General features: G+C 71.9%; 23 protein-coding genes. 9 read left to right on the plus strand and 14 right to left on the minus strand.

What is annotated here, in order from left to right:
• The first annotated feature begins 123 nt into the window (after window positions 1-123).
• Entirely contained in the window at window positions 124-1,077 is a 954-nt protein-coding gene (locus E1281_RS20525) for an ATP-dependent DNA ligase (RefSeq protein ID WP_131880587.1), read from the plus strand.
• Window positions 1,078-1,182: 105 nt separating this feature from the next.
• Here the strand turns inward: E1281_RS20525 and E1281_RS20530 are convergent, their stop codons facing one another.
• The 3 genes from E1281_RS20530 to E1281_RS20540 all read right to left on the minus strand — a co-directional run bounded on the left by E1281_RS20530 (window position 1,183) and on the right by E1281_RS20540 (window position 4,843).
• Window positions 1,183-2,319 (minus strand): cytochrome P450, encoded by a 1,137-nt coding sequence (locus tag E1281_RS20530; protein ID WP_243717164.1) that lies wholly within the window; start codon window positions 2,317-2,319, stop codon window positions 1,183-1,185.
• Between the two features lie 222 nt (window positions 2,320-2,541).
• On the minus strand, window positions 2,542-3,852 hold the full coding sequence (locus E1281_RS20535) for an aminotransferase class I/II-fold pyridoxal phosphate-dependent enzyme (protein ID WP_131880591.1): 1,311 nt from the start codon (window positions 3,850-3,852) through the stop codon (window positions 2,542-2,544).
• A 142-nt stretch (window positions 3,853-3,994) separates the two neighbouring features.
• Window positions 3,995-4,843, minus strand: coding sequence for a PaaX family transcriptional regulator C-terminal domain-containing protein (locus tag E1281_RS20540; RefSeq protein WP_131880593.1), 849 nt, complete (start codon window positions 4,841-4,843; stop codon window positions 3,995-3,997).
• A 178-nt stretch (window positions 4,844-5,021) separates the two neighbouring features.
• Between E1281_RS20540 and E1281_RS20545 the strand changes: the two genes are divergently transcribed.
• The 4 genes from E1281_RS20545 to E1281_RS20560 all read left to right on the plus strand — a co-directional run bounded on the left by E1281_RS20545 (window position 5,022) and on the right by E1281_RS20560 (window position 8,165).
• Window positions 5,022-5,936 (plus strand): SDR family NAD(P)-dependent oxidoreductase, encoded by a 915-nt coding sequence (locus E1281_RS20545; protein ID WP_131880594.1) that lies wholly within the window; start codon window positions 5,022-5,024, stop codon window positions 5,934-5,936.
• On the plus strand, window positions 5,933-6,820 hold the full coding sequence (locus E1281_RS20550; protein WP_131880596.1) for an amidohydrolase family protein: 888 nt from the start codon (window positions 5,933-5,935) through the stop codon (window positions 6,818-6,820). Before E1281_RS20545 ends, E1281_RS20550 begins: the two co-directional genes overlap by 4 nt.
• The gene (locus tag E1281_RS20555; RefSeq protein ID WP_131880598.1) at window positions 6,817-7,272 is read left to right on the plus strand and encodes a MaoC family dehydratase; all 456 of its coding nucleotides are present in this window, start codon (window positions 6,817-6,819) and stop codon (window positions 7,270-7,272) included. Before E1281_RS20550 ends, E1281_RS20555 begins: the two co-directional genes overlap by 4 nt.
• 83 nt (window positions 7,273-7,355) lie before the next feature.
• The gene (locus E1281_RS20560) at window positions 7,356-8,165 is read left to right on the plus strand and encodes an IclR family transcriptional regulator C-terminal domain-containing protein (RefSeq protein WP_131880600.1); all 810 of its coding nucleotides are present in this window, start codon (window positions 7,356-7,358) and stop codon (window positions 8,163-8,165) included.
• Here the strand turns inward: E1281_RS20560 and E1281_RS20565 are convergent.
• The 5 genes from E1281_RS20565 to E1281_RS20585 are packed head-to-tail and all read right to left on the minus strand — an operon-like array spanning window position 8,143 to window position 12,320.
• The gene (locus E1281_RS20565; protein ID WP_131880602.1) at window positions 8,143-9,108 is read right to left on the minus strand and encodes a zinc-binding alcohol dehydrogenase family protein; all 966 of its coding nucleotides are present in this window, start codon (window positions 9,106-9,108) and stop codon (window positions 8,143-8,145) included. The genes E1281_RS20560 and E1281_RS20565 overlap by 23 nt on opposite strands.
• 1 nt (window position 9,109) lies before the next feature.
• Entirely contained in the window at window positions 9,110-9,472 is a 363-nt protein-coding gene (locus tag E1281_RS20570) for a hypothetical protein (RefSeq protein ID WP_131880604.1), read from the minus strand.
• The gene (locus E1281_RS20575; protein WP_131880606.1) at window positions 9,469-10,332 is read right to left on the minus strand and encodes an extradiol ring-cleavage dioxygenase; all 864 of its coding nucleotides are present in this window, start codon (window positions 10,330-10,332) and stop codon (window positions 9,469-9,471) included. The genes E1281_RS20570 and E1281_RS20575 overlap by 4 nt, the downstream gene beginning before the upstream one ends.
• The gene (locus E1281_RS20580; RefSeq protein WP_131880608.1) at window positions 10,325-11,143 is read right to left on the minus strand and encodes a citryl-CoA lyase; all 819 of its coding nucleotides are present in this window, start codon (window positions 11,141-11,143) and stop codon (window positions 10,325-10,327) included. The genes E1281_RS20575 and E1281_RS20580 overlap by 8 nt, the downstream gene beginning before the upstream one ends.
• On the minus strand, window positions 11,136-12,320 hold the full coding sequence (locus tag E1281_RS20585) for a CoA transferase (RefSeq protein WP_131880610.1): 1,185 nt from the start codon (window positions 12,318-12,320) through the stop codon (window positions 11,136-11,138). Before E1281_RS20585 ends, E1281_RS20580 begins: the two co-directional genes overlap by 8 nt.
• A gap of 209 nt (window positions 12,321-12,529) precedes the next feature.
• Between E1281_RS20585 and E1281_RS20590 the strand changes: the two genes are divergently transcribed.
• Both E1281_RS20590 and E1281_RS20595 read left to right on the plus strand, forming a co-directional pair.
• A complete protein-coding gene (locus tag E1281_RS20590) occupies window positions 12,530-13,972 on the plus strand; it encodes an amidohydrolase family protein (RefSeq protein ID WP_131880612.1) in 1,443 nt (480 codons plus the stop codon).
• Between the two features lie 85 nt (window positions 13,973-14,057).
• Window positions 14,058-14,540, plus strand: coding sequence for a VOC family protein (locus tag E1281_RS20595; RefSeq protein ID WP_131880614.1), 483 nt, complete (start codon window positions 14,058-14,060; stop codon window positions 14,538-14,540).
• A 93-nt stretch (window positions 14,541-14,633) separates the two neighbouring features.
• Here the strand turns inward: E1281_RS20595 and E1281_RS20600 are convergent, their stop codons facing one another.
• The 5 genes from E1281_RS20600 to E1281_RS20620 form a co-directional block, all read right to left on the minus strand.
• On the minus strand, window positions 14,634-14,930 hold the full coding sequence (locus E1281_RS20600) for a DUF6295 family protein (protein WP_131880616.1): 297 nt from the start codon (window positions 14,928-14,930) through the stop codon (window positions 14,634-14,636).
• A gap of 12 nt (window positions 14,931-14,942) precedes the next feature.
• Window positions 14,943-15,683, minus strand: a complete 741-nt coding sequence (locus tag E1281_RS20605; RefSeq protein WP_131880618.1) for a dienelactone hydrolase family protein — start codon at window positions 15,681-15,683, stop codon at window positions 14,943-14,945.
• A 71-nt stretch (window positions 15,684-15,754) separates the two neighbouring features.
• Window positions 15,755-16,585 carry an undecaprenyl-diphosphate phosphatase gene (locus tag E1281_RS20610; protein ID WP_243717166.1) on the minus strand — a complete coding sequence of 277 codons (831 nt, stop codon included), beginning with the start codon at window positions 16,583-16,585 and terminating at the stop codon, window positions 15,755-15,757.
• A 197-nt stretch (window positions 16,586-16,782) separates the two neighbouring features.
• Window positions 16,783-17,910 (minus strand): 5-methyltetrahydropteroyltriglutamate--homocysteine S-methyltransferase, encoded by a 1,128-nt coding sequence (locus E1281_RS20615; RefSeq protein ID WP_131880622.1) that lies wholly within the window; start codon window positions 17,908-17,910, stop codon window positions 16,783-16,785.
• A gap of 107 nt (window positions 17,911-18,017) precedes the next feature.
• A complete protein-coding gene (locus tag E1281_RS20620) occupies window positions 18,018-18,404 on the minus strand; it encodes a nuclear transport factor 2 family protein (protein WP_131880624.1) in 387 nt (128 codons plus the stop codon).
• A 272-nt stretch (window positions 18,405-18,676) separates the two neighbouring features.
• Here E1281_RS20620 and E1281_RS20625 point away from each other — a divergent pair, with 272 nt between their 5' ends.
• Both E1281_RS20625 and E1281_RS20630 read left to right on the plus strand, forming a co-directional pair.
• Window positions 18,677-19,591: a class I SAM-dependent methyltransferase gene (locus E1281_RS20625; protein ID WP_207943389.1), complete on the plus strand. Its 915-nt coding sequence runs from the start codon at window positions 18,677-18,679 to the stop codon at window positions 19,589-19,591.
• Window positions 19,592-19,649: 58 nt separating this feature from the next.
• Window positions 19,650-20,495, plus strand: a complete 846-nt coding sequence (locus tag E1281_RS20630) for an LLM class F420-dependent oxidoreductase (protein ID WP_131880626.1) — start codon at window positions 19,650-19,652, stop codon at window positions 20,493-20,495.
• Window positions 20,496-20,516: 21 nt separating this feature from the next.
• Here E1281_RS20630 and E1281_RS20635 read toward each other — a convergent pair.
• A partial coding sequence (locus tag E1281_RS20635; RefSeq protein WP_131880628.1) for a HAMP domain-containing sensor histidine kinase occupies window positions 20,517-21,477 on the minus strand: 961 nt, incomplete at its 5' end.

The following is a 21,477-nucleotide window of genomic DNA, read 5'->3' on the forward strand; positions in this document are numbered from 1 at the left end:
CCCTCCAGGTGGTGGCCGACCCCCGCCCCACCGCACCGGAATCCCCCTGGCGCACCCGCTGACCCGCGGCGGCGTCCTGCGCACGGGGGACCGTTCGTCGGTGCCGCGTGCGAAGCTTGGGCTGTGAGCGCCGATGAGGAGCGTGACGGGGTCCGGCTGACGAACCTCGACCAGTCCCTGTTCGAGGGGGCGGACGCGACCAAACGCGACCTGGTGGACTACCTGGACGCCGTCGCCGGCCGCATCGTCCCGCAGCTCGCCGACCGGCCGCTGTCGGTCAAGCGCGTGCTGCGGGGCCAGAAGCCGTTCATGCAGAAGAACGTCCCGAAATACACGCCGTCCTGGGTGAAGACGGTCGCGGTGTGGGCGGAGACGTCCCAGCGCGAGGTGTCGTACGCGCTGTGCGACGACCGCCGCACCCTGCTCTGGTTCGCCAACCAGCGCGCCGTCGAGTACCACCCGCCGCTCTTCCGCAACGACGCCTGGGACAGGCCGACCCACCTCGTCATGGACCTCGACCCGCCGGTTCCGGACGATTTCGGCGCCGCCGTCCGCGCCGCCCGCCTGGTACGGCGGGCGATGGCGGACTCCGGCCTGGAGGGGGCGGTCAAGACGAGCGGCGCCAAGGGCGTCCACGTGTTCGTGCCGCTCGGCGGCTCGGCCGCCGCCGACGACGTGGCCGCCGCCACCCGGGCGCTCGCGGCCCGCGCCGAGCGCCTCGACCCGGAGCTCGCCACGACGGCCTTCATCCGCGAGGACCGCGCCGGCAAGGTGTTCCTCGACTCGACCCGCGCGGGCGGCGCGACCGTCGTGGCCGCGTACAGCCCGCGGATCCGTCCCGGCACGCCGGTCTCGTTCCCCGTCCCGTGGGACGAGCTGGACGGCGTCGCCCCGGCCGACTTCACCATCCGCAACGCGGCCGATCTGCTGGCCGGCCGCGACCTCTGGGCCGATCTCATGCCGGATCCGCAGGAGCTGCCGCCCGATCTGATCGAGGAAGGGCACACGATCCCGATCGCCCGCGTCCAGGCCATGCACGAGGGGAAACGCCGCGCGCGGGCCCGCCGCACCACCTAGACCTCAAAACACCGGCGGGACGCACGGAAAAGGTGCCCGGCCGGCCGTTTCCCCGGCCTTTCGCGCCGATCGGCCGGGGAAACGACCGAAGAAACGGAATCCGCCTCAGGAATTCAGCTCGACGGGCAGTTCGCGGTGGCCGTTGGATATGAAGGATTCCACCGGGCGCAGTTCGGCGGGGTCGACGGCCAGGGCCATATCGGGGAAGCGCCCGAACAGCGCCGGGAGCGAGATCTCGGCCTCCATCCGCGCGAGGTGCTTGCCCACGCAGAAGTGCACGCCGTACCCGAACGAGACGTGCTCCTTGTCGGCGCGCGTGATGTCGAACAGGTCGGCGTCGTCGCCGTGCAGGGCGCGGTCCCGTCCCGCCGCCGCGTAGGCCGCGAGGATCGCCTCGCCCTTGCGGATCGTGACGCCGTCGACGTCGATGTCCTCCACGGCGTAGCGGAGCGGCAGGTTCGCGACGGGCGCCTGCCAGCGCAGCGTCTCCTCGATGACCTCGTCCCAGGGCACCGCGCCGGACCGGACGAGCGCGTACTGCTCCGGGTGGGTCAGCATGGCCGTGATCGCCTGGTCGAGCAGGTTCACCGTGGTCTCGTGGCCGGCGGAGATCATCAGGATCAGCGTGTCCACCAGCTCCGCCTCGCTGAGCCGCGAGCCGTCGTCGTCCCGCGCGGAGATCAGGACGCCCGCCAGGTCGTCGGCGGGCTCGCGGCGCCGGAACTCGACGAGGTCCTGCAGGATCGCGTACATCTCCTGCTGGTTGGCGAGGGACTCCTCGGGCGTCAGGGCCGTGTTGAAGACGCCGTCGACGCAGCGGCGCAGGCTCGGGCGGGACGCGTCCGGGACGCCGAACAGCCGGCAGATCACCTCGATCGGCAGCGGGTAGGCGAACTCCTCGCGCAGGTCGGCCCGCCCGCCGGGGGCCGCGGCGAGCCCCTCCAGCAGGTCCCGGGTGATCTGCTCGACGGCCGGCCGGAGGGCCTCGCTGCGCCGCGGGGTGAACGCCCGGGAGATGATCGTGCGCAGCCGGCGGTGCTCGTCGCCGTAGGCGGTGAACATGTTCTGCACCGACACCCACAGGGCCAGCGGCCAGTCCGGCGGGACCTCGCCGTTGATCCAGTCGGCCCAGTGGAGGTTCGGATTCTTGGACACCATCGGATCGGCGAGCAGCCGCTTGAGCTGCTCCTGGCCGGTCACCGCCCACGCGGTCACGCCGCCGGGCAGTTCCACGGGCGTCACCGTCCCTCTTTTCCGCAGTTTCGCCGCCTCACCCTGAACGTCGCTGCCGGTGGGATCGATGACGTGCGGATTCTCCATTGAAGTCCACTCCAGAGATCATGCCGGAACGCGCCGTTAATGCGCGCAAAGCGAATGGTGACGCTGCCAACGTAAGGCGCGGGAGGACCATCCGGCTAGATCACCTAGGCGACGAACTCGTCTTTCCGATGTTTCGGCCATTGCTTAAATGGCGGCGCGGAAATCCTCATGCGGGGCGGGCTCGGGAAGCCGCGGCTCGGCGTGGTGGCTCGCCGCCGGCGGATCCTGCTCCGCGGGGCCCGCGCCGCCGCCCGGCCGCGCGGCGTCGCCCCATCCGTGCCCGGGGGCCACGACGTTGTCGGGCGGCGCCTCCGAGGGGGCGCCGAAGGGGTCCGAGGCGGTGCCGTAGAGGTAGGAGCCGAGTCCGATCAGGAGCCGCTGCACGTCGTGCTGCGGCCGGACGACCAGCCGCACGAACCGGCTCGTCGAGCCCAGCTTGTTGCCGCATTCGCGGACGAACACGCCGTGCCGGGAGATCAGGTGGTCGCGCAGGGCGACGCCGTCCCGGCCGTCCGGCAGCTTGACCATGATGAAGTTGCCCTGGGACGGGAAGACCTTCAGCCCCGGCAGCGACGCGAGCTGCTGCGCCATCAGGAGCCGGTCGCGGGCCAGCAGCCGCAGGCTCTCCCGGTACTCCGCGCCGTGCTCGCGCAGCAGGAACACCACGACCTCGGCGAACGAGTTGAGGTTCCACTTCGGCAGCGCGGCACGGACCGTCTGCGCCAGCGCGGGGTTCGCGACCATGTACCCGAACCTGATGCCGTGCAGGCCGAAGTTCTTGCCGAGGCTCTTCAGCACGATCGCGTTGGGCCGGATGCGGGCCTCGTCGGCGACGCTGGTGTGCGCCTCGGCGTCCGCGAAGTCCAGGAACGACTCGTCCACGATGACGAGGTCCAGGTCGATCAGCAGGTCCATCAGCCGGACGATCTCGCGCCGCGGGACGTAGCCGCCGTCGGGGTTGTTGGGGTTGCAGACGACGGCGACCCGCGAGCCGCGCGCGCGGACGAAGTGCACGAACGCGTCCACGTCGAACTCGAAGCCGCGCAGTTCGTGGAGCTGGAACATGTCGACGCGCTTGCCGGTCTCCAGCGGCTGGTCCGTCCAGCGCCCGAACGTCGGGATCGGCGTGGCGAGGCTCTCGCGGACCAGCAGGTGGTCGATCCAGGTGATCAGCTCCGTGGACCCGTTGCCCATCACCACCGTCTGCGGGTTGTGCCCGAGGACGGAGCACAGCTCCGCGGTGATCGTGTCGGCGTCGCTCGGGTAGTACTTCAGGATCTGCTCCATCGCGCCCGCGAGCTGCGAGAACATCCCGGGAGTCGGGAAGTAGGGGTTGCAGGGGATGCAGAAGTCGACCAGGTCCCGATGCCCCGACGTGGCTCGCTGCAGGGCGAAGAAGGACGGGCTGTGCGCGTTCCTGCGCAGCAGGCCCGGATCGATCGAGTCCGATGACACGGAAGGTGCTCCTCGTGCGCGAGGACGCCCGCCCAGGCCGGGGAGGCGGTGTCCGACCGTTTCGTCCGCTGGATGGCGGTCCGGCCGGTGGTGGTTGGCCGGTGGTGGTTCGCCAGGGATACGGCCGGGCGGCCTCCCGGGTTCAGCGCCGGCCGGGGTCGGCGTCCAGGAGTACGCGGAGCCGTGCGGTCGCGTCCGGTTCCAGCGTGTCGAACCGCTCCCGGTACAGGGCGGTGGACTCGGCGGCGGGCCAGCCGTCCGGGAGGTGCTCGGCGGGCAGGCCGGGGTCGGTGCGCAGCACCTGGAGCCAGTCGGCGCCGAGGAGGGTGAGGCGGGTCAGCGGGCGTCCCGCCCGGCCCCGGTCCGGTGTCCAGGCGGCGATGAACGACTCGTGCTCGGCGCGGATGGCGTCGACGTCCCAGGCCCGGTGCAGGAGCTTCGGCACGTCGGTGCCCTCGACCGGGACGGAGTAGAACCCGTCGGCCAGCTCCGCCATCTCGGCGAACTCGGGGTCCTTGAAGACGGCGCCGATGTCGACGCGTCCCGGAGCGATCCAGAGCCCGTCCCGCAGGCCCCCGAAACCGGCCCAGATCAGCCGGGCGCGGATCTGGTGGCGCAGGTCCCGGCGGCTCTCCGGCATGGAGTAGCTGAGCAGCGTCCACTCGCCGTCCGGGTGGGTGAACGGCGCCGGCGAGTCGACCCGGGGCTTGGCCTCGCGGAGCAGGTCCTCCGCCCACGGGGTGAGGGAGAACCGGGCCGTGCGCCCCTCCCGGACCCGGGCGAGCAGGCCCTTGCGCGTCATCCGCGCGAGCGTCGCCCGTCCGGCCGCCTCCGCCACCCCGAGGTCGCCGAGCAGGGTGAGGAAGACCTTGGAGCCGATCGGCGGGTACCCGCGGTCGAGGACGAGCGAGCCGAGGAAGCTGAACAGCAACTGCTGCGGAGCACGCGGGCGCGGCCGGGTGCCCGGGAACGAGTCCTGCTCGGCGGTCATCCTCGTCCTCTCCTCGCGCTCGGTCGTCCGGTCGTCGGCGGTCCCGTCACAGCATGCCGTGCGCCCGGCACCGCCGTGACCAAGGTTATTCGATGAAATCTTGACGCACGACACTTTGGAATCTAATTTCTTGGGCCAGGGAGACCGCACTGGACGAGCAGGACCGGGAAGGGTGGCCATGGAGCTGAACGGGAAGGTGGCGGTGGTCACCGGCGCCGGTCGGGGCCTCGGCCTCGCCTACGCCGGTGAACTCGCCCGCGCGGGCGCCTCCGTCGTCGTCAACGACGCGGACCCGGCCACCGCGGAGGCCGCGGCGGAGCAGATCGGCGACTCCGGGGGGCGGGCCGTCGCGCACGCCGCCGCGGTCGGCGCCGCCGGGGCCGCCGAGAGCCTGGTGGGACGGGCCGTGGACGAGTTCGGGCGGCTCGACGTGATGGTGACCAACGCCGGCGTCCTGCGCGACAGGATCCTGTGGAAGATGACCGACGACGACTTCGACACCGTCGTCGAGGTGCATCTGAGGGGCACGTTCACCTGCGCCCGCGCCGCGGCGGTGCGGTTCCGCGAGCAGGGCGAGGGCGGCCGGCTGATCCTGGTCGGCTCGCCGGCCGGGCAGCGCGGCAACGTCGGCCAGACGAACTACGCGGCGGCCAAGGCCGGGATCGTCGGGTTCGCCCGCACCTGGGCGATGGAGCTGGCCCGCGCGGACGTCACCGTCAACGCGGTCGTCCCCGTGGCGGCGACCGCGATGACCGAGACGATCCCCACGCTCGCCCCCTTCGTCGAGACGATGCGGCGGGGAGGGGAGATGCCGCCGTTCGCCCGCCGTGCCCTGGCCTTCGGCACGCCGGAGGACGCGGCCGGGCTGGTGGCGTTCCTCGCCTCCGACGCCGCGTCCGGCATCACCGGGCAGGCGATCGGCGTCGGCGGCGACCGGCTGTCGCTGTGGACGCATCCCACGCAGGCCGTCGCCGCCTACCGGGACGGCGGCTGGGGCGCGGACGACATCGCCGCCGCCTGGCCGACGATCTTCGCCGAGCACGAGCAGGGCGTGGGGGAGAACCTCCCCGAGGCGCCGGAGCCGGCGCGATGACCGGCCTCGACCTGGACGCGCTGGAGGCCATCGACGTGCACGTGCACGTCGAGACCGACCTGCGGGGCCGCCGGTCGCTGCCCGACGACTACCTCGAAGCGTCCGCGAAGTACTTCGGCGGGGGGCACCACACGCCCGGCGTCCACGAGATCGCGGCCTACTACCGTGAGCGGCGCACGGCCGCGGTCGTGTTCAGCGTCGACATCGAGAGCGCCACCGGGCATCCGGCGCTGTCGAACGAGAAGATCGCCGACGCCGCCGCCGAGCACCCCGACGTCCTCATCCCGTTCGCGAGCATCGACCCGGCCAAAGGACGCGCGGGCGCGCGGACGTTCCGCCGCCTCGTCGAGGAGCGCGGCGTCCGCGGGATCAAGTTCCACCCGTCCTTGCAGGGGTTCGCGCCCGACGACCGCAGCGCCTACCCGCTCCTGGAGGTCGCCGCCGAGCACGGCGTCCCGGCCCTGTTCCACACCGGCCAGACCGGCATCGGCGCGGGCATGCCGGGCGGCGGGGGCATCCGGCTGGGGCTGTCGAACCCGATGATGCTGGACGGCGTCGCCGTGGACATCCCCGAGCTGACGATCATCCTGGCGCACCCGTCGTTCCCCTGGCAGGACGAGGCGCTCGCCGTCGCCACGCACAAGCCGAACGTCTACATCGACCTGTCGGGCTGGTCGCCGAAGTACTTCCCGCCGCAGCTCGTCCGGTACGCCGACAGCCTCCTGCAGGACAAGGTGCTGTTCGGCTCCGACTACCCGGTCATCACCCCGGACCGGTGGCGGGCCGACTTCGCGGAGCTGGAGATCAAGCCGCACGTCCGGCCCAAGATCCTCAAGGACAACGCCGTCCGTGCCCTGCGGCTGGCGGAGAAGGAGACGGCATGACCACGACGGTCGCGTTCGAGGACCTGGAGAGCCTGGCCGGAGGCTCGCTCGGCGCCGGCCGGTGGCTGGAGGTGGACCAGGTCCGCATCGGCATGTTCGCGGACGCCACCGACGACCACCAGTGGATCCACGTGGACCCCGCGCGAGCGAAGGACGGCCCGTTCGGCGGCACCATCGCGCACGGCTACCTGACGCTCTCGCTGGTCATCCCGCTCTGGACGGAGCTGCTCGACGTCACCGGCGTCACGACCAAGGTGAACTACGGGCTGAACAAGGTCCGGTTCCCCGCGCCCGTCCCGTCCGGGGCGCGCATCCGGCTGACCGGGACGCTCACCGGCGTGGCCGGGGTCGCGGGCGGCGGCGTCGAGCTCACCCCCGACCTGGTCGTCGAGGTCGAGAACGGGGACAAGCCCGCCTGCGTCCTCCAGCCGGTCTTCCGCTTCTATCCGTGATCCGGGTGCGCCGCCCACGAGCCGGTCAGGTGTCCGTATGATGGACACTCGACAGGGTCTGCGGGACGGCGAGGGGACGATCGATGCCACGGGAAGGCGCCGGGCCGGACTTCATCGAGGCGCTGGCCCGCGGCCTCGACGTCATCACCGCGTTCGAGGCGCGCCGTCCCGTGATGTCGCTGGCGCAGGTGGCCGAGGCCACCGGCCTCGCGCGGCCGACCGCCCGCCGCATCCTGCTCACCCTCGGCGAGCTCGGCTACGTGCGCGCCGGCGACGGGGGGTACGCCCTCACCCCGCGCGTCCTCGACCTCGGCGTGTCCTACGTGCGGTCGATGGGGCTGTGGGACGTCGCGCGCCCCCACATGGAGCGCCTCTCCGAGCGGACGAACGAGTCGTGCTCGATCGCGCAGCTCGACGGGTCCGACATCGTGTACGTCGCCCGTGTCGCCGTCCCCAAGATCGTCGCCTTGGCGGTGCAGATCGGGACGAGGTTCCCCGCCCTGCAGACCTCGCTCGGCAAGGTCCAGCTCGCGGCGCTCGACTCCGCCGAGGTCGACCGGATCCTCGCCGAGCCCACGCGCTCCGGCCTGGAGCCGCGCGTCCACCTGTCCAAGCAGGACCGCGACGCGGAGCTGCGCGAGGTGCGGGCACGCGGATGGGCGATGACCGACGAGCAGCTCGCGCGCGGCATCCGCTCGGTGGCGGCGCCGCTGCGCGACGGCTCGGGCACGGTCATCGCGGGCCTCAACGTCAACACCCACGCCGCCGAGACGCCCGTCGAGCGGCTCCTTGAGGAGCACCTGCCGCTGCTGCTGCACACGGCGGGGGAGATCAGCGCCGACTTCGCGCGGCTGGAGACCGTCCCGCAGGTCACCCGGCCGGCCGCGGGGTGAGGACGATCCGGCCCTCCGCCGTCCCCTCGCCCTGACGCCGCCACGCCGCCGCCGCGTCGTCCAGGGGGACGGTCTCGTGCGCGACCGCGAGCCTCCCCGCCGCGGCCTCCCCGGCGACGAACGTGATCGCCCCGGCCCGCTGCTCCGCCGTCAGCTCGTTGTTGGTGTAGCCGAGCAGCCGCAGCGACTTCCCGCGGAGGGTGGACGACTCGATCGGGCACGTCTCGCCCGCCGAGGAGCCCAGGTTGACCAGCCGCCCGGCCGGCCGGAGCGCCCGCGCCGCGGCCGCCGCCGGGGCGCCGAACAGCGGGTCGAGGACGAGGTCCACCGGGCCGTCCGCGGCCTCGGCGAACCGGCGGGCGAGCTCGGCGACGTCGCCGGTGTCGAGCGCGACGACCGCGTCCGCCCCGGCCCGCGCCGCCCGTTCCCGCGCGGCCGGCGACCGCGCGCCCGCGACGACCCGCCGCGCGCCCGCCGTCCGGGCGAGCCGGACGGCGGCCTGCCCGACGACGCCGCCCGCGCCGAGCACGACGACCTGCTCCCCGGCGGCCAGCTCGCCGCGCCAGGTCAGCGCCATGTGCGCGGCGACGGCGGAAAGCCCGAGCGCGGCCAGGAGCACGGGGTCGGCGCCGTCCGGCAGCTCGACGAGCGCCGCCTCCGGGACCGCCGCGGCCTCGGCCATGCTCCCGTCGCCCGGCGCCATGCCGGCGGGGCTCGGGAACCAGACCGTCCGGCCGCCGCAGGTCCCGACGCCCTGGACGCCCGGCACGTACGGCGTCGCGGGCTTGCCGAAGTAGGACGTCCCGGTCGCGCACAGCAGGTCGAGCGGAGTGAGGGGCGCGGCGAGGACGTCCACGAGCACCTCGCCGTCCCCGGGCGCCGGCGCCTGCCGCTCCGCCACGACCGGCGGGCGGCCGCACTCGCGGATCTCGGCGGCGCGCACGTCAGGTCGCGATGTCGGGGTAGGGAAGCGTCATGTGCGCGAGCTTCCGCGCGTACTCCAGCTGAAACCCGAGCGGCTCGTCGTGGTCGCGCTCGAACATCGCGATGAACAGCGTCAGCGTGAGGAACGGGTGCGCGCCCAGCTCGAACAGCGTCGGGTAGTCGTGCCCCGCGAGGGCCGCGCGTTCGGCGTCGTCGAACCGCAGCCAGGTGCTCGCCTCGCCGCCGTGGCAGTTGATGATGCGGTTGGCCTGCTCCTCCTCCCACCACGCGACGGTCGCCTCCGGCTCCGCCCGGTAGCGCTCGACGAGGTCCGGATCGCGGTCGACGGTGTAGAGGAACTTGTTCAGCAGGTACTTGCTCACTTGCCCGCTCCGTTCGGGTACCACGTGAAGTAGGCCTCCATCGTGTGGAACAGGTCGTAGGTGTCGGCGTAGTCGGCCTTCTTCCCCTCGCCGGCGACCCCCATCATCAGCATGAAGTCCATGAACCCGTGGGTGGCGTTGCCGGGGGCGTGCAGGCTGTCGAGCGTCACCTCCGACAGGCAGCCCTCGATGTCGCCGGAGGAGATCCACTCCACGGCCTTGGCGTCGAACTCGGGGTCGGGCCCGTGCGGGCCGAACTGGCGCGGGCCGCCCAGCTCCAGCGACAGGTGCCCGGTGCCGATCACCGCGACCCGCTGGTTCCCCGGCCACGACTCGACCAGCTCCCGGATCGTCCGGCCGAGCTGGACGAACCGCTTCGGCCGCGGCAGCGGCGGCGCGAAGATGTTGGTGTAGACGGGGACGATCGGCAGGTCGTTCTGCGGGCGCAGCGTGATGATCGGGCACGTGATCGAGTGGTCGATGCGCAGCTCGTTGGAGAACGCGAGGTCGAAGCCGGCGTCGATGCCCTCGCGCAGGATGTAGGCCGACAGGTCCTCCTGCCCCTTCATCAGCATCCTGGGCAGCCCGAACTCGCGCTCCTCGTTGTACCAGTTCGCGTCGTAGAACGGCGCCTTGCCGACGAGGAACTGCGGCATGTTGTCCAGCCACAACTGGTGGAAGTGGTCGGACCCGACCATCACCAGGACGTCCGGCCTGGCCCGGGTGAGCGTCTCGCGGAACGCCTCGACCTTGCGGACCCACTCGTCCGCGAAGCCGGGGCGGTCCTCTCCGGTCGCCGTGCTCGCTCGGTAGTAGAAGGGGTGGTGGGTCGAAGCGATCACAGCGACCAGTTCAGCCATGACGGTCTCCGGGGGAGTAGGGGTCGGGGGCGACGGACCGGTTGTTCAGGTCCACCGACAGGAAGATCTCGTTGCCGACCGGGTGGCGCAGCTCCTCGGCGAGCTGCCCGATCAGCCCGGCGGTGCGGGCGAGCAGCGCGAACCCGCGCAGCAGCTCCAGCGGCAGGCCGAGGTCGGCGAGCGCCGCGCCGCACACGCCGGCGCCGTTCAGCGGCAGCTCCCTGCCCAGCACCTCGGGATGGACGCGGCCGATCGCGGCGAACAGCGACAGGTGCGGCCCGAACAGCCCCTCCTCGGCGGCGATCTCCATCAGCCGGGGAGTGCGCGGGTCGCCGTCCTTGTGCACGTGGTGGCCGAGCCCGGGAACGAACCGCTTCGCCTCCCGCTCCGCCCGGACGGTCCGCCGCGCCACGGCGTCCCATCCCTCCTCGTCGGAGGGCGGATCGCCGTCCAGGGAGCTCAGCACATCGTGGAGGAAGCGGCCCGTGTCCTCGGTGACGCCCAGGAACCGGGAGCCGCCGCCGAGCAGCCCGGCCGCCAGGGCCCCCTGCACCGAGTCGGGCGCCGACAGGTACGTCAGCCGGGTGACGATCGCGGTCGGGGTGAAGCCGTGGTCGGCGAGCGCGGCGAGGACGGCCTCGAACACGCGCGTCTCGCCCGGCTCGGGCCGCCGCTGGGTCGCGAGCCAGAACGCCAGCTCTCCGAACCCGACCTCGCCCATCACGTCCTTGGCGAGATCGTGCCCCAGCAGCGTGATCGCCTCGCGGCTGGAGGCGCCCAGCGCGGTCGGGTACTCGGGGCGCTCAGCCACGGTCGTCCTCCCGCGGCTCGGAGAGCCATGCGCGCAGTTCCGCGCCGTGCTCGTCCAGGCCGGGCGGCGGCAGCCGGTACGACACGGGCGTCCGCGAGAAGCGGATGGGGTGCCGGGTGGTCGGCACCGCGTGGTCGCCCTCGCCGACGACGACGACCGGGTCCAGCTCGAAGCGCTCGGCCATCGCGAACCCGCCGTCGATCGTGTTGATCGGCCCGCTCGGCACGCCCGCCTCCACGAGCAGCTCGAACCACGCGACGGCGCCGCGCCGCTTCAGCCGCTCCACCAGGATCGGGCGCAGTTCAGCGCGGTTGGCCGTCCGGCCGGCGTTGGTCGCGAACCGCGGGTCGTCCGCGACCTCCGGGGTGCCGAGGACCTCGCACAGCCTGCGGAACTGGCCGTCGTTCGCCGCGGCGACGATCAGGTCGTTGTCGGCGGTCGGCAGCGGCTCGTAGGGGAACACGCTCGGGTGCGCGTTGCCCATCCGGTACGGGACGGTTTCGCCGGCGACGTACGCCGAGCTGTGGTTGACGAGCCCCGTCAGCGCCGACGACAGCAGGTTCACCTCGACGAGCTGGCCGTCGCCGGTCGCGTCGCGGTGCCGCAGCGCCGCCAGGATCCCGATCGCGGCGTGGTTGCCGGCCATCACGTCGAACACCGAGATCCCCGCCCGGTACGGCGGGCCGTCCGGTTCGCCGGTGAGGCTCATCAGCCCGGAGATCGCCTGCACCATCAGGTCGTAGCCGGGGACGTCCCGCCCCGAACCCGACCCGAACCCGGTGATCGAGCTGTAGACGATGCCGGGGTTGGCGGCGCGCACCGAGTCGTAGTCGAGGCCGAACCTGGCGAGGCCGCCGGGCTTGAAGTTCTCGATCAGCACGTCGGCGCGGCGGGCCAGTTCGCGGCCCGCCGCGGCGTCCCGCTCGTCCCGCAGGTCGAGGGCGATCGAGCGCTTGCCCCGGTTGACGCCGAGGTAGTAGGTCGACTCCTCGCCCCGGGCGGGCGGCGTCCAGGAGCGGGTGTCGTCGCCCTTCGGGCCCTCCACCTTGATCACGTCGGCGCCCAGGTCGGACAGCAGCATCGTCGCGTAGGGCCCGGCCAGGATCCGGGAGAAGTCCGCCACCAGCACCCCGGACAGGGGGCCCGGCGGCCCTTCGCGCGCGGTGTCGTCCGTCATCGGGCTCCCTTGCTCGTCGGTCGGTTTCGTCCGTGGAGCGGACGTCCGTCCGCCCTCCCGATTCTGCCACGCAGATATCGATCCGGGTCAAGTGGTTGACACTTTGACTACCGCTGGGAAGAGTGGCCGCGTGCAGGTGTGACCGTAGAGCGGACATTGGTCCGTGATCACTCCGGGCTGGACTGCCCCGAGGACGAGGAGTGCGTGCGATGCCGAACACGAGCGAGTTCGAGCCGGGCCGTCCCGTGGTGCTGCGCGGCGGCATGGTCCTGACGATGGCCGACGGGCGCGAGGTCCTGGACCGCGCCGACGTCCTCGTCACCGGCGACAGGATCACGGCGGTCGGAGTCGGCCTCCAGGTGCCGGAGGGCGCCGCCGAGATCGACGCGACCGGTGGAATCGTCATGCCCGGGATGATCGACACCCATCGGCACATGTGGCAGACCGCCATGCGCGGCTACGGCGCCGACTGGACCCTGACCCAGTACTTCGTCTGGTACTACCTGGAGCACGGCAAGCGGTTCCGGCCCGAGGACGTCCACGCGGGCAACGTGCTCGCCGCGCTGGAGGCCATCGACGCGGGCGTCACCACGGTCGTCGACTGGTCGCACGGCCTGCAGACCCTCGACCACGCCGACGCCGCCGTGGACGCGCTGCGCTCGGTGCCCGGACGCTTCGTCCTCGCCTACGGCAACATCCAGGCGCCGCCGGCCGAGTGGACCGGGACGCCGGAGTTCCGCGACTTCGCGGGCAAGCTCATCGGCGGCGACATGCTCGGCTTCCAGATCGCGTTCGACGTGGTCGGCGACCCCTCCTTCCCGGAGAAGCCCGCCTTCGAGGTCGCCCGCGAACTGGGCGTCCCCGTCACCACCCACGCCGGCGTGTGGGGCGCGACCAGCGACGAGGGCATCAAGCAGATGCACGACCACGGGTTCATGACGCCCGAGACGGTGTACGTGCACGCGGCGTCCCTGTCCGCCGACTCCTACCACCGCATCGCCGCCACGGGCGGCTCGATCTCGGTCTCCACCGAGAGCGAGCAGAGCGCCGGGCAGGGCTATCCGCCCACCTGGGTCCTGCGTGCGCACGACATCCCCGTCTCGCTGTCGATGGACACGAGCGTCTGGTGGAGCGGCGACCTGTTCTCCGCCATGCGGACCACGCTCGGCGCCGACCGCTGCCGCATGCACCTTGAGGCGCACACCAAGGGCGAGACGGTCACGCACTGCAACCTGCGCGCCGACCAGGTCGTCGACTGGGCCACCCGCGGCGGCGCCCGGACGATCGGCCGCGACGACCTCGGCAGCATCGAGCCCGGCAAGAAGGCCGACGTCGTCCTGATCAAGAACGACGACTCGCCGGTGTCGTTCCCCGTCCTCAACCCCTACGGGCACGTCGCGTTCCAGGCGCAGCGGGGCGACGTCCACACGGTCCTGGTGGACGGGCGAGTCGTCAAGCACGAGCACCGCCTCGTCGGTGCCGACCTCGCCGCCGCCCGCCGCGGGGTCGAGTCGACGGTGGAGTACCTGCGCTCGTCGATGGGGGAGGAGGCATGGACGGCGGGGATGAACCCCGACGTCCCCGAGACCAAGATCCTCGACAACCCCTACACCTACACCGACTACCGCAGCGCCTCCACCCGCACCCGCTGACCGGGCCCTCCGGCCGCGCCACCGATGAGTTCCGGGAACCGGGACGGTCTGCCTCCCTGAACGGTCCACACCAAGGAGGTGCCTCATGGCGACCGGTGGATTCACGACGTGCCTGTGGTTCGACGGGCGGGCCGAAGAGGCCGCGAACCACTACGTCTCGATCTTCAAGGACTCCAGGCTGGGCGGCGTCATGCGCACGACCGGCGCGCACGACGGCCCGGCCGGGGAGGTGCTGACCGTCGAGTTCGAGCTCAACGGCCAGAAGTTCCTCGGCCTGAACGGCGGACCCGTGTTCACGTTCAACGAGTCCGTCTCTTTCATGATCCACTGCGCGGACCAGGACGAGGTGGACCACTACTGGTACCGCCTCACCGAGGGCGGCGGCGAGGAGTCCCAGTGCGGCTGGCTCAAGGACAAGTTCGGCGTGTCCTGGCAGGTGATCCCGGCCGGGCTGTACGAGCTCGTCGGCGACCCCGACCCGGTGAAGGCCGAGCGCGCCACCAGGGCGATGTTCACGATGCGCAAGCTCGACATCGCCGAGCTGCGCCGCGCCCACGCGGGAGCCTGACCTCCGGCCGGAGGCCGATGCGCTGACTTGCGGCATGGTGCTGCCATGGGCGCGCCGGAAGCAACGACACGCCGCACGTCGACCAGGCGGGCGTCAGTCCGCGCCGGCGCTCCGGCCGGGCGCGCCCGCCGACGCGAGGCCGGGCGGGGCCGCGGCCAGCGCCTTCTGGATCGCGTCGACCAGCGCCAGCGCCGACTCCTCGGTGAGCTCGACCGCGACGCGCGCCGACGGGCCGGCGGCCGGGTCGGTGAAGTCGATGTTCACCGTGTGCTCGTGGCAGGCGTGGTACGGGTGGTCGACGTAGACGGCGCCGCCGGCCAGCGTGAACCAGCCGGAGGCGCCCTTGGCCGCGCCGTCGAGCGCCGCCGTGAAGGTCTGGTAGGTGCACATGGCGGTCTCCTCTCAGGCGCTCAGGTGGCGGCCGTAGAAGTCGAAGATCCTCGCCCAGCCGTCCTTGGCGGCCTCGGGCCGGAACGCTGGCCGCTCGACGGCGAAGAACGCGTGCCCGGCACCGGGGTAGACGTGGAACTCGTGCTCCTTGCCGAGCCTGGTCAGCTCCGCGTCGAGCGTCGCGACCTCCTCGGGAGCCGGGAACCGGTCGTCCTCGCCGAACAGGCCGAGCAGCGGGCACGACAGGTCCGGCGCCTTGGAGACGATCGGCTCGACGGCGAGCGGCGCGTCCTCCGGCGGCTCCTCGACCACGAACGCGCCGTAGCAGTCGACGGCGGCGTCCAGGTCCAGCGAGCAGGCGGCGAGGAACGCCTGCCGCCCGCCCGAGCAGTAGCCGATCACGCCGATCCTCCCGTTGGCGTGGTCGAGGCGGTTCAGGTAGGCGGCGGCTCCGGCGACGTCGCCGACGAGCTGCTCGTCCGGGACGCCGCCCTTGGCGCGGGCGGCGGCGGCCTGGTCGTCGGGGTCGGCGGCGCCCTCCCGCGAGTAGAGGTTCGGCATGAGCGCCGCGTACCCGCGCGCGGCGAACGTGCGGGTGATCTCCTTGGTGCCCGCGTCGTACCCGGGCAGGTGGTGGATCACCACCACGCCGCCGCGCGGCGCGTCGCTCAGCGGTCTCGCCAGATACGCCTCAAGCTCGGCCCCTTCGTGCCCGGTGACGGCCACGGTTCCCGCCCACATGGCGTCCTTCATGACTTCGGCGCTCCGTCCTCTCAGTGATCGGTTCTGGACGACAGGCCCAGTGTTCCCCATCTACGCGGGGCTCAGGCGTTCAGCGTCCCGGTGCCGAGCAGGCCGAAGAGCAGCAGGCCGATGACGATCCGGTAGATCACGAACGAGGTGAAGCTGTGGTTGGACACGAACTTCAGAAGCCAGGCGATGGACGCGTAGGCGACGATGAACGACACCACGGTGCCGACGATCAGCGGGAGGACGCCGGCGCCCGACCCCAGCGCGCTCGGCAGCTCGTAGATGCCGGCGCCGGTCAGCGCGGGGATCCCCAGGAAGAACGACAGCCGCGTCGCGGCCACGCGGTCCAGGCCGAGCAGGAGCCCGGTCGAGATGGTCGCGCCGGAGCGGGAGAACCCGGGGAACAGCATCGCGAGGATCTGCGAGCAGCCGATCAGCATCGCGTCCCTGAGGGACGTGTCGCCCTCGCCGCGCTTGTGCCTGCCGTACCGGTCGGCGAGCCACATCACGGCGCTGCCGCCGAGCAGCGAGCCCGCGACGACCCAGAGTGAGGCCAGCGGGCCGGAGATGAGGCCCTCGGCGGCGACCCCGACGATCACGACGGGGATCGTGGCGTAGATGACCCACCAGCCGAACCTGTAGTCGTGGTGGTAGCGCTCGTCCTTGTTGACGATGCCGCGCCCCCACGCCGTGACGATGCGGCGGATGTCGGAGAAGAAGTACACCAGCACCGCCGCGATCGCCCCGGACTGGATGACGGCGGTGAACCCGACCACCGCGCGGTCGTTCACCGGGATGCCCATCAGGCCCTCGGTGATCTTCAGATGCCCGGTCGAGGACACCGGGAGGAACTCGGTGAGGCCCTCCACGATCCCGAGAACGATGGCCTCGCCGACACTGATCACGCTCAATGACCCGGTTTCCTCTCCTGACCTGTGTTCATCCGCGGCGAGCCTACTGCCGGTCGCCGATCACGACCGGCGATGAAGGCGATGACTTCACCCGCCGTTAACCGGATGGTCAGCTACAGGAGAGGTCAGGGGGAGCCGGGTCCGTCTCTTGCGGGAGGACGGCCCGGACACCCCCCCCGGAACCGCCCGGGTCAGGGCCGGCCCCAGACCTCCTCGGCCGTCTCGGCGATGAGGCGCAGCTTCGCGGCCTGCTGCTCGGCGCTCAGGACGTTGCCCTCCACCGTGGAGGAGAACCCGCACTGCGGCGACAGGCAGATCTGGTCCAGCGGGACGTGCCGCGCCGCCTCGTCGATGCGGCGCTTCAGGTCGTCCTTGGACTCCAGGTCGCCGTGCTTGGTCGTCACCAGGCCCAGCACGACCATCTTGCCCGGCGGGACGAACCGGAGCGGCTCGAAGCCGCCCGAGCGCTCGTCGTCGAACTCCAGGAAGAACCCGTCCACGTCCAGCTCGCCGAACAGGGCCTCGGCGACGAAGTCGTAGCCGCCCTCGGCCGTCCAGGACGACCGGAAGTTGCCCCGGCACATGTGCGTGGTGACGTTCATGCCCTCGGGGCGCCCGGCCAGCGAGGCGTTGATCTGCCGGATGTAGCGCAGGTGCAGGTGCTCGGCGTCGTCACCGCGCTCGGAGATCATGGCCCGCTGCGCCGGGTCGTTGAGGTAGGCGAGGCTGGTGTCGTCGAGCTGGAGGTACGCGCAGCCCAGCTCGCCCAGCCGACGCACCTGCTCGGAGTAGGCGGCGGCCAGGTCCGCCCAGAACTTTTCGATGTCGGGGTAGACCTTCGGGTCGATGGACGCCGGGCCGCCCCGGTAGTGGACCATGTTCGGTGACGGGATCGTCAGCTTCGGGGTCACCCCGTCCCCGGCGGCGTCCCGCAGGAACGCGAAGTGGTCGGCGAAGATCGTGTGCTCCAGCCGGACCTTGTCGTGGACGCCCAGCGCCGCCGTGGTGAACTCGATGTCCCCGGTTTCGTTGTGGAACTGCACCTTGATCTTCTCGTCCGCCGGGCTGATCCCGCCGAGCTGGTAGATGAAGTCCATGTGCCACGAGGTGCGGCGGAACTCCCCGTCGGTGGCCGACCGCAGCCCGGCCTCGCGCTGCATCCGGACCGCGTCGCGGATCGCGGCGTCCTCGGCCTCGGCGAGCCGGACCGCGTCGATGCGGCCCTGCGCGTGATCCTCCCGCGCGGCGAGCAGCTCGGGCGGACGCAGCAGGCTTCCGACATGGTCGGCCCGGAACGGGGGCTTGGTTCGCACGGACACGGTTGGCTCCTTCAGCGGGGATCGGAGATGGACGCTGCCAATCTAGGCATTACCGCGACGGTGATCAATCATCTGCCGAAGATGCGTCCGACCTCGGTGATCCCGGCTCAGTCGGCGGCCAGCTCCCGCTCGACCTGTTCGAACTCCACGGCCATCGCCGCGGCGAGCGCCTTGGCGGCCGACAGCGGCCGGACCATGACCGTCAGGTCCTCGACCAGGCCCGCGTCGTTCATCCGCAGGAAGTCGCAGCCCGTGATCGTCAGGTCGCCGACCCTGGCCTCGAAGAGCAGGGCGTGGTCGCGGCCGTCGCTGATCTCCCGGACGTAGCGGATGCCGTCGAAGACCCGCAGGACGGCGCGCAGGATCGCCGCGGTGACCGGCTTGCCGGAGTACGGCTTGAAGACCACGGGGCTCGTGAACACGACGTCGTCGGCGAGAAGGGCCTCGATGGCGGCGCGGTCGCCGGCCTCGGCGGCCGCTCGGAAGGGATGCATGCAGTCACCTTGATAGTCATAATGTTGACTAGCCAGTAACGAGAATACCGGCAGGCGGACGCCGCGCGCCACCGGCCCGGACGCCCCCGAAGCGCAGCGTCACCGGGGGCGGGGGATGGGCGGTCAGATGAATGCGGGGTCGTAGGCAAATGTCATGAATGCGATGGGGCGTCGGCCCTTATAGTGTCGGTCCTGGTGGTACGACCACGATGACGTACGCGAGTTCGTTCGCGCTCTCCCCGCTTCCCAGCACGGTGACATTGGAGTCCAGAATGTCCAGCCCAGAGTCCGGCCCTCCGGCCTCCCTCGACGACGTCAAGGGATGGTTCCCCAAGATCGACCAGTCGCTCTTCACCTGGTTCCTGGAACGCCAGGACCGGCTCGGTGAGACCGGTGACCTCGTCGAACTCGGTTCGTACCTCGGCAAGAGCGCCATCCTCATGGGGCGCCACACGCGGGACGGCGAGACGTTCACCGTGTGCGACCTCTTCGACTCCGAGGCGTCGGACCACTCCAACCAGGAGGAGATGGCCCGCTCGTACTCCAGCCTGACCCGTACGGCCTTCGAGACGAACTACCTCGCCTTCCACGACCGGCTCCCGCAGATCGTCCAGGGGCCGACGTCGATGATCCTGGACCACGTCCAGCCCGGGAGCTGCCGTTTCGTGCACGTGGACGCGTCCCACCTGTACGAGCACGTCCACGGCGACATCCGGGCGGCGCATGTGATGCTCCCCACGGGCGGCGTGATCGTCTGTGACGACTACCGGTCCGAGCACACTCCGGGCGTGTCGGCCGCCGTCTGGGAGGCGGTGACCGTCGACGGCCTGCGCCCGATCTGCATCACCCCCCAGAAGTTCTACGGCACCTGGGGCGACATCGGGCCCTTCCAGAAGGACCTCCTGAACTGGCTGGAGAAGCAGGAGGACGTCTGGCACGAGGTCCAGCAGGTCGCCGGGCAGGAGCTCGTCCGCATCAAGCAGAAGCCCGCGAGCAAGCCCAAGAAGGACGACCAGGTGCGCAAGCTGAAGGCGCGCCTCGCCGAGGCCGAGGAGCGGCGGGCGCAGGCGGAGGACCGCCTGGCCGGCGCCCGGAAGGAGCTGGGCGCCGTCCGCAACTCGGTCAGCTTCAAGGTCGGCCGGAAGGCCACCGCGCTGCCCAGGGCCATCCGCGGCAAGCGCAAGTAGCGGGACGCCGCCGCGGGCCCCTGTCCGCATTCCTAGAACGCGTTCTAGTATCGGACGCATGCGCCATGGCATCGTCCTCTTCACCAGTGACAGGGGCATCACGCCCGCCGCCGCCGCGAAGGCCGCCGAGGAGAACGGGTTCCACACGTTCTACGTGCCCGAGCACACGCACATCCCGGTCAAGCGCGAGGCCGCGCACCCCGGCACGGGGGGCGCGTCGCTCCCGGACGACCGCTACATGCGCACGCTGGACCCGTGGGTCTCCCTGGCGTCCGCGGTCACCGCCACCTCGACGATCCGGCTCGCCACGGCCGTGGCGCTGCCGGTGGAGTCGGACCCGATCACGCTCGCCAAGACCATCGCCACCCTCGACCACCTGTCCGGCGGCCGGGTCACGATCGGCGCCGGGTTCGGCTGGAACACCGATGAGCTCGCCGACCACCACGTGCCCGCCGGCAAGCGCCGGACCGTGCTGCGGGAGTACGTGGAGGCGATGCGGGCGCTGTGGACGCAGGAGCAGGCGTCCTACTCCGGGGAGTTCGTCTCCTTCGGCCCGTCCTGGGCCTGGCCCAAGCCCGCCCAGCCGCACGTCCCGCTGATGATCGGGGCCGGTGGCGGCCCGAAGACGTTCGCCTGGATCGCCGCCAACGCCGACGGCTGGATGACGACCCCGGTGGAGGCGGACATCCTCCCGAAGACCGCCGCGCTGCAGGCGGCCTGGGAGGAGGCGGGCCGCACGGGCCGTCCGGAGATCTCCGTCCTGGCCGCGACGCGCCCCTCGCCCGAGGACATGGCGAACTGGGAGGAGGCGGGCGTCACCGAGATCATCTGGGGCCTCCCGGACAAGCCCGAGGACGAGGTGGCCGCCTTCCTGTCCCGCCACGCCGGACGCCTCGGCCTCTGACCCGCCGAGGCCGTCCGCCGTTCAGCGCGTGGGGCCGCCCGTGGTGTGGGGGCCCGTGGTGTGGCCATTCGTGGTGGCGGGGTCCGTGGCGAGGGGATCGGTGTCCGGCGGAGAACCGGCCGGGTGCCCACCGGACGCCGAGACCGGAAACCACAGGACGAAGGTGCTGCCGACGTCCGGGGCGGAGAACAGCCGCACGTGGCCGTTGTGCGCCTCGGCGATGCTCCGCACGATCGCCAGGCCCAGCCCGGTGCGGCGGTCGCGGGTGCGGCGCGTCTCCGAGCCGCGCCAGAAGCGGTCGAACACCCGGTCCTGGTCGTCGGCGCGGATGCCGGGCCCGGCGTCCTTGACCGCGATCCACTGCCACCCCCCGTGCCGTCCGCCGGACCTCCCGGCGGCGACCGTGATGGCGGTGCCGGATGGCGCCAGCCGCACCGCGTTGGACACCAGGTTGGCCACGGCGCGGCGCAGCGCGTCGTGGTCGCCGATCACCGGCAGCCCGTGCGGCAGCCGCCGCTCGATGGTGAGCCCCCGCGCGGCCGCGAGCGCGTCGAACTCCTCGGCCGCCTCGCCCGCCGCGAGCCCGAGGTCGACGTCCGCGTCGTCGAAGGCGGGGGCGGACCGGCGCGCGGTGGCCAGCAAATCCTCCACCAGCCGCGTCATCCGGGTGGTGGCGCGGTCGACGACCTGCACGGCGCGGCGGCGGTCCTCGGCGGGGGCGTCCGGCTCGCTCAGCACGGTGTCGACGTTGGCGCGGATGATCGCCAGCGGGCTGCGCAGCTCGTGCGAGGCGTCGTCGATGAGCCGCCGCTGCGCGTGGAACGCGGTGTCGAGCCGGTCGAGCATGGAGTCGATGGTGTCGGACAGGTCGCGCAGCTCGTCCCGGGGGCCCGACAGCCGGATGCGGCGGGACAGGTCGGTCGCCTGGATCTCCGCGGCGGTGCGCGCGATCCTGCCGACCGGCTTGAGCGCCCGCCCCGAC

The sequence above is a fragment of the Actinomadura sp. KC345 genome (genome assembly GCF_004348515.1).
Lineage (GTDB): Bacteria > Actinomycetota > Actinomycetes > Streptosporangiales > Streptosporangiaceae > Spirillospora.

Coding starts and splice junctions, on each gene's coding strand:
- E1281_RS20540 (WP_131880593.1), bottom strand. CDS start 4,843: ATGACCGCCGAGCAGGACTCGTTCCCGGGCACCCGGCCGCGCCCGCGT.
- E1281_RS20545 (WP_131880594.1), top strand. CDS start 5,022: ATGGAGCTGAACGGGAAGGTGGCGGTGGTCACCGGCGCCGGTCGGGGC.
- E1281_RS20550 (WP_131880596.1), top strand. CDS start 5,933: ATGACCGGCCTCGACCTGGACGCGCTGGAGGCCATCGACGTGCACGTG.
- E1281_RS20555 (WP_131880598.1), top strand. CDS start 6,817: ATGACCACGACGGTCGCGTTCGAGGACCTGGAGAGCCTGGCCGGAGGC.
- E1281_RS20560 (WP_131880600.1), top strand. CDS start 7,356: ATGCCACGGGAAGGCGCCGGGCCGGACTTCATCGAGGCGCTGGCCCGC.
- E1281_RS20575 (WP_131880606.1), bottom strand. CDS start 10,332: ATGGCTGAACTGGTCGCTGTGATCGCTTCGACCCACCACCCCTTCTAC.
- E1281_RS20585 (WP_131880610.1), bottom strand. CDS start 12,320: ATGACGGACGACACCGCGCGCGAAGGGCCGCCGGGCCCCCTGTCCGGG.
- E1281_RS20590 (WP_131880612.1), top strand. CDS start 12,530: ATGCCGAACACGAGCGAGTTCGAGCCGGGCCGTCCCGTGGTGCTGCGC.
- E1281_RS20595 (WP_131880614.1), top strand. CDS start 14,058: ATGGCGACCGGTGGATTCACGACGTGCCTGTGGTTCGACGGGCGGGCC.
- E1281_RS20600 (WP_131880616.1), bottom strand. CDS start 14,930: ATGTGCACCTACCAGACCTTCACGGCGGCGCTCGACGGCGCGGCCAAG.
- E1281_RS20605 (WP_131880618.1), bottom strand. CDS start 15,683: ATGAAGGACGCCATGTGGGCGGGAACCGTGGCCGTCACCGGGCACGAA.
- E1281_RS20620 (WP_131880624.1), bottom strand. CDS start 18,404: ATGCATCCCTTCCGAGCGGCCGCCGAGGCCGGCGACCGCGCCGCCATC.
- E1281_RS20625 (WP_207943389.1), top strand. CDS start 18,677: ATGTCCAGCCCAGAGTCCGGCCCTCCGGCCTCCCTCGACGACGTCAAG.
- E1281_RS20630 (WP_131880626.1), top strand. CDS start 19,650: ATGCGCCATGGCATCGTCCTCTTCACCAGTGACAGGGGCATCACGCCC.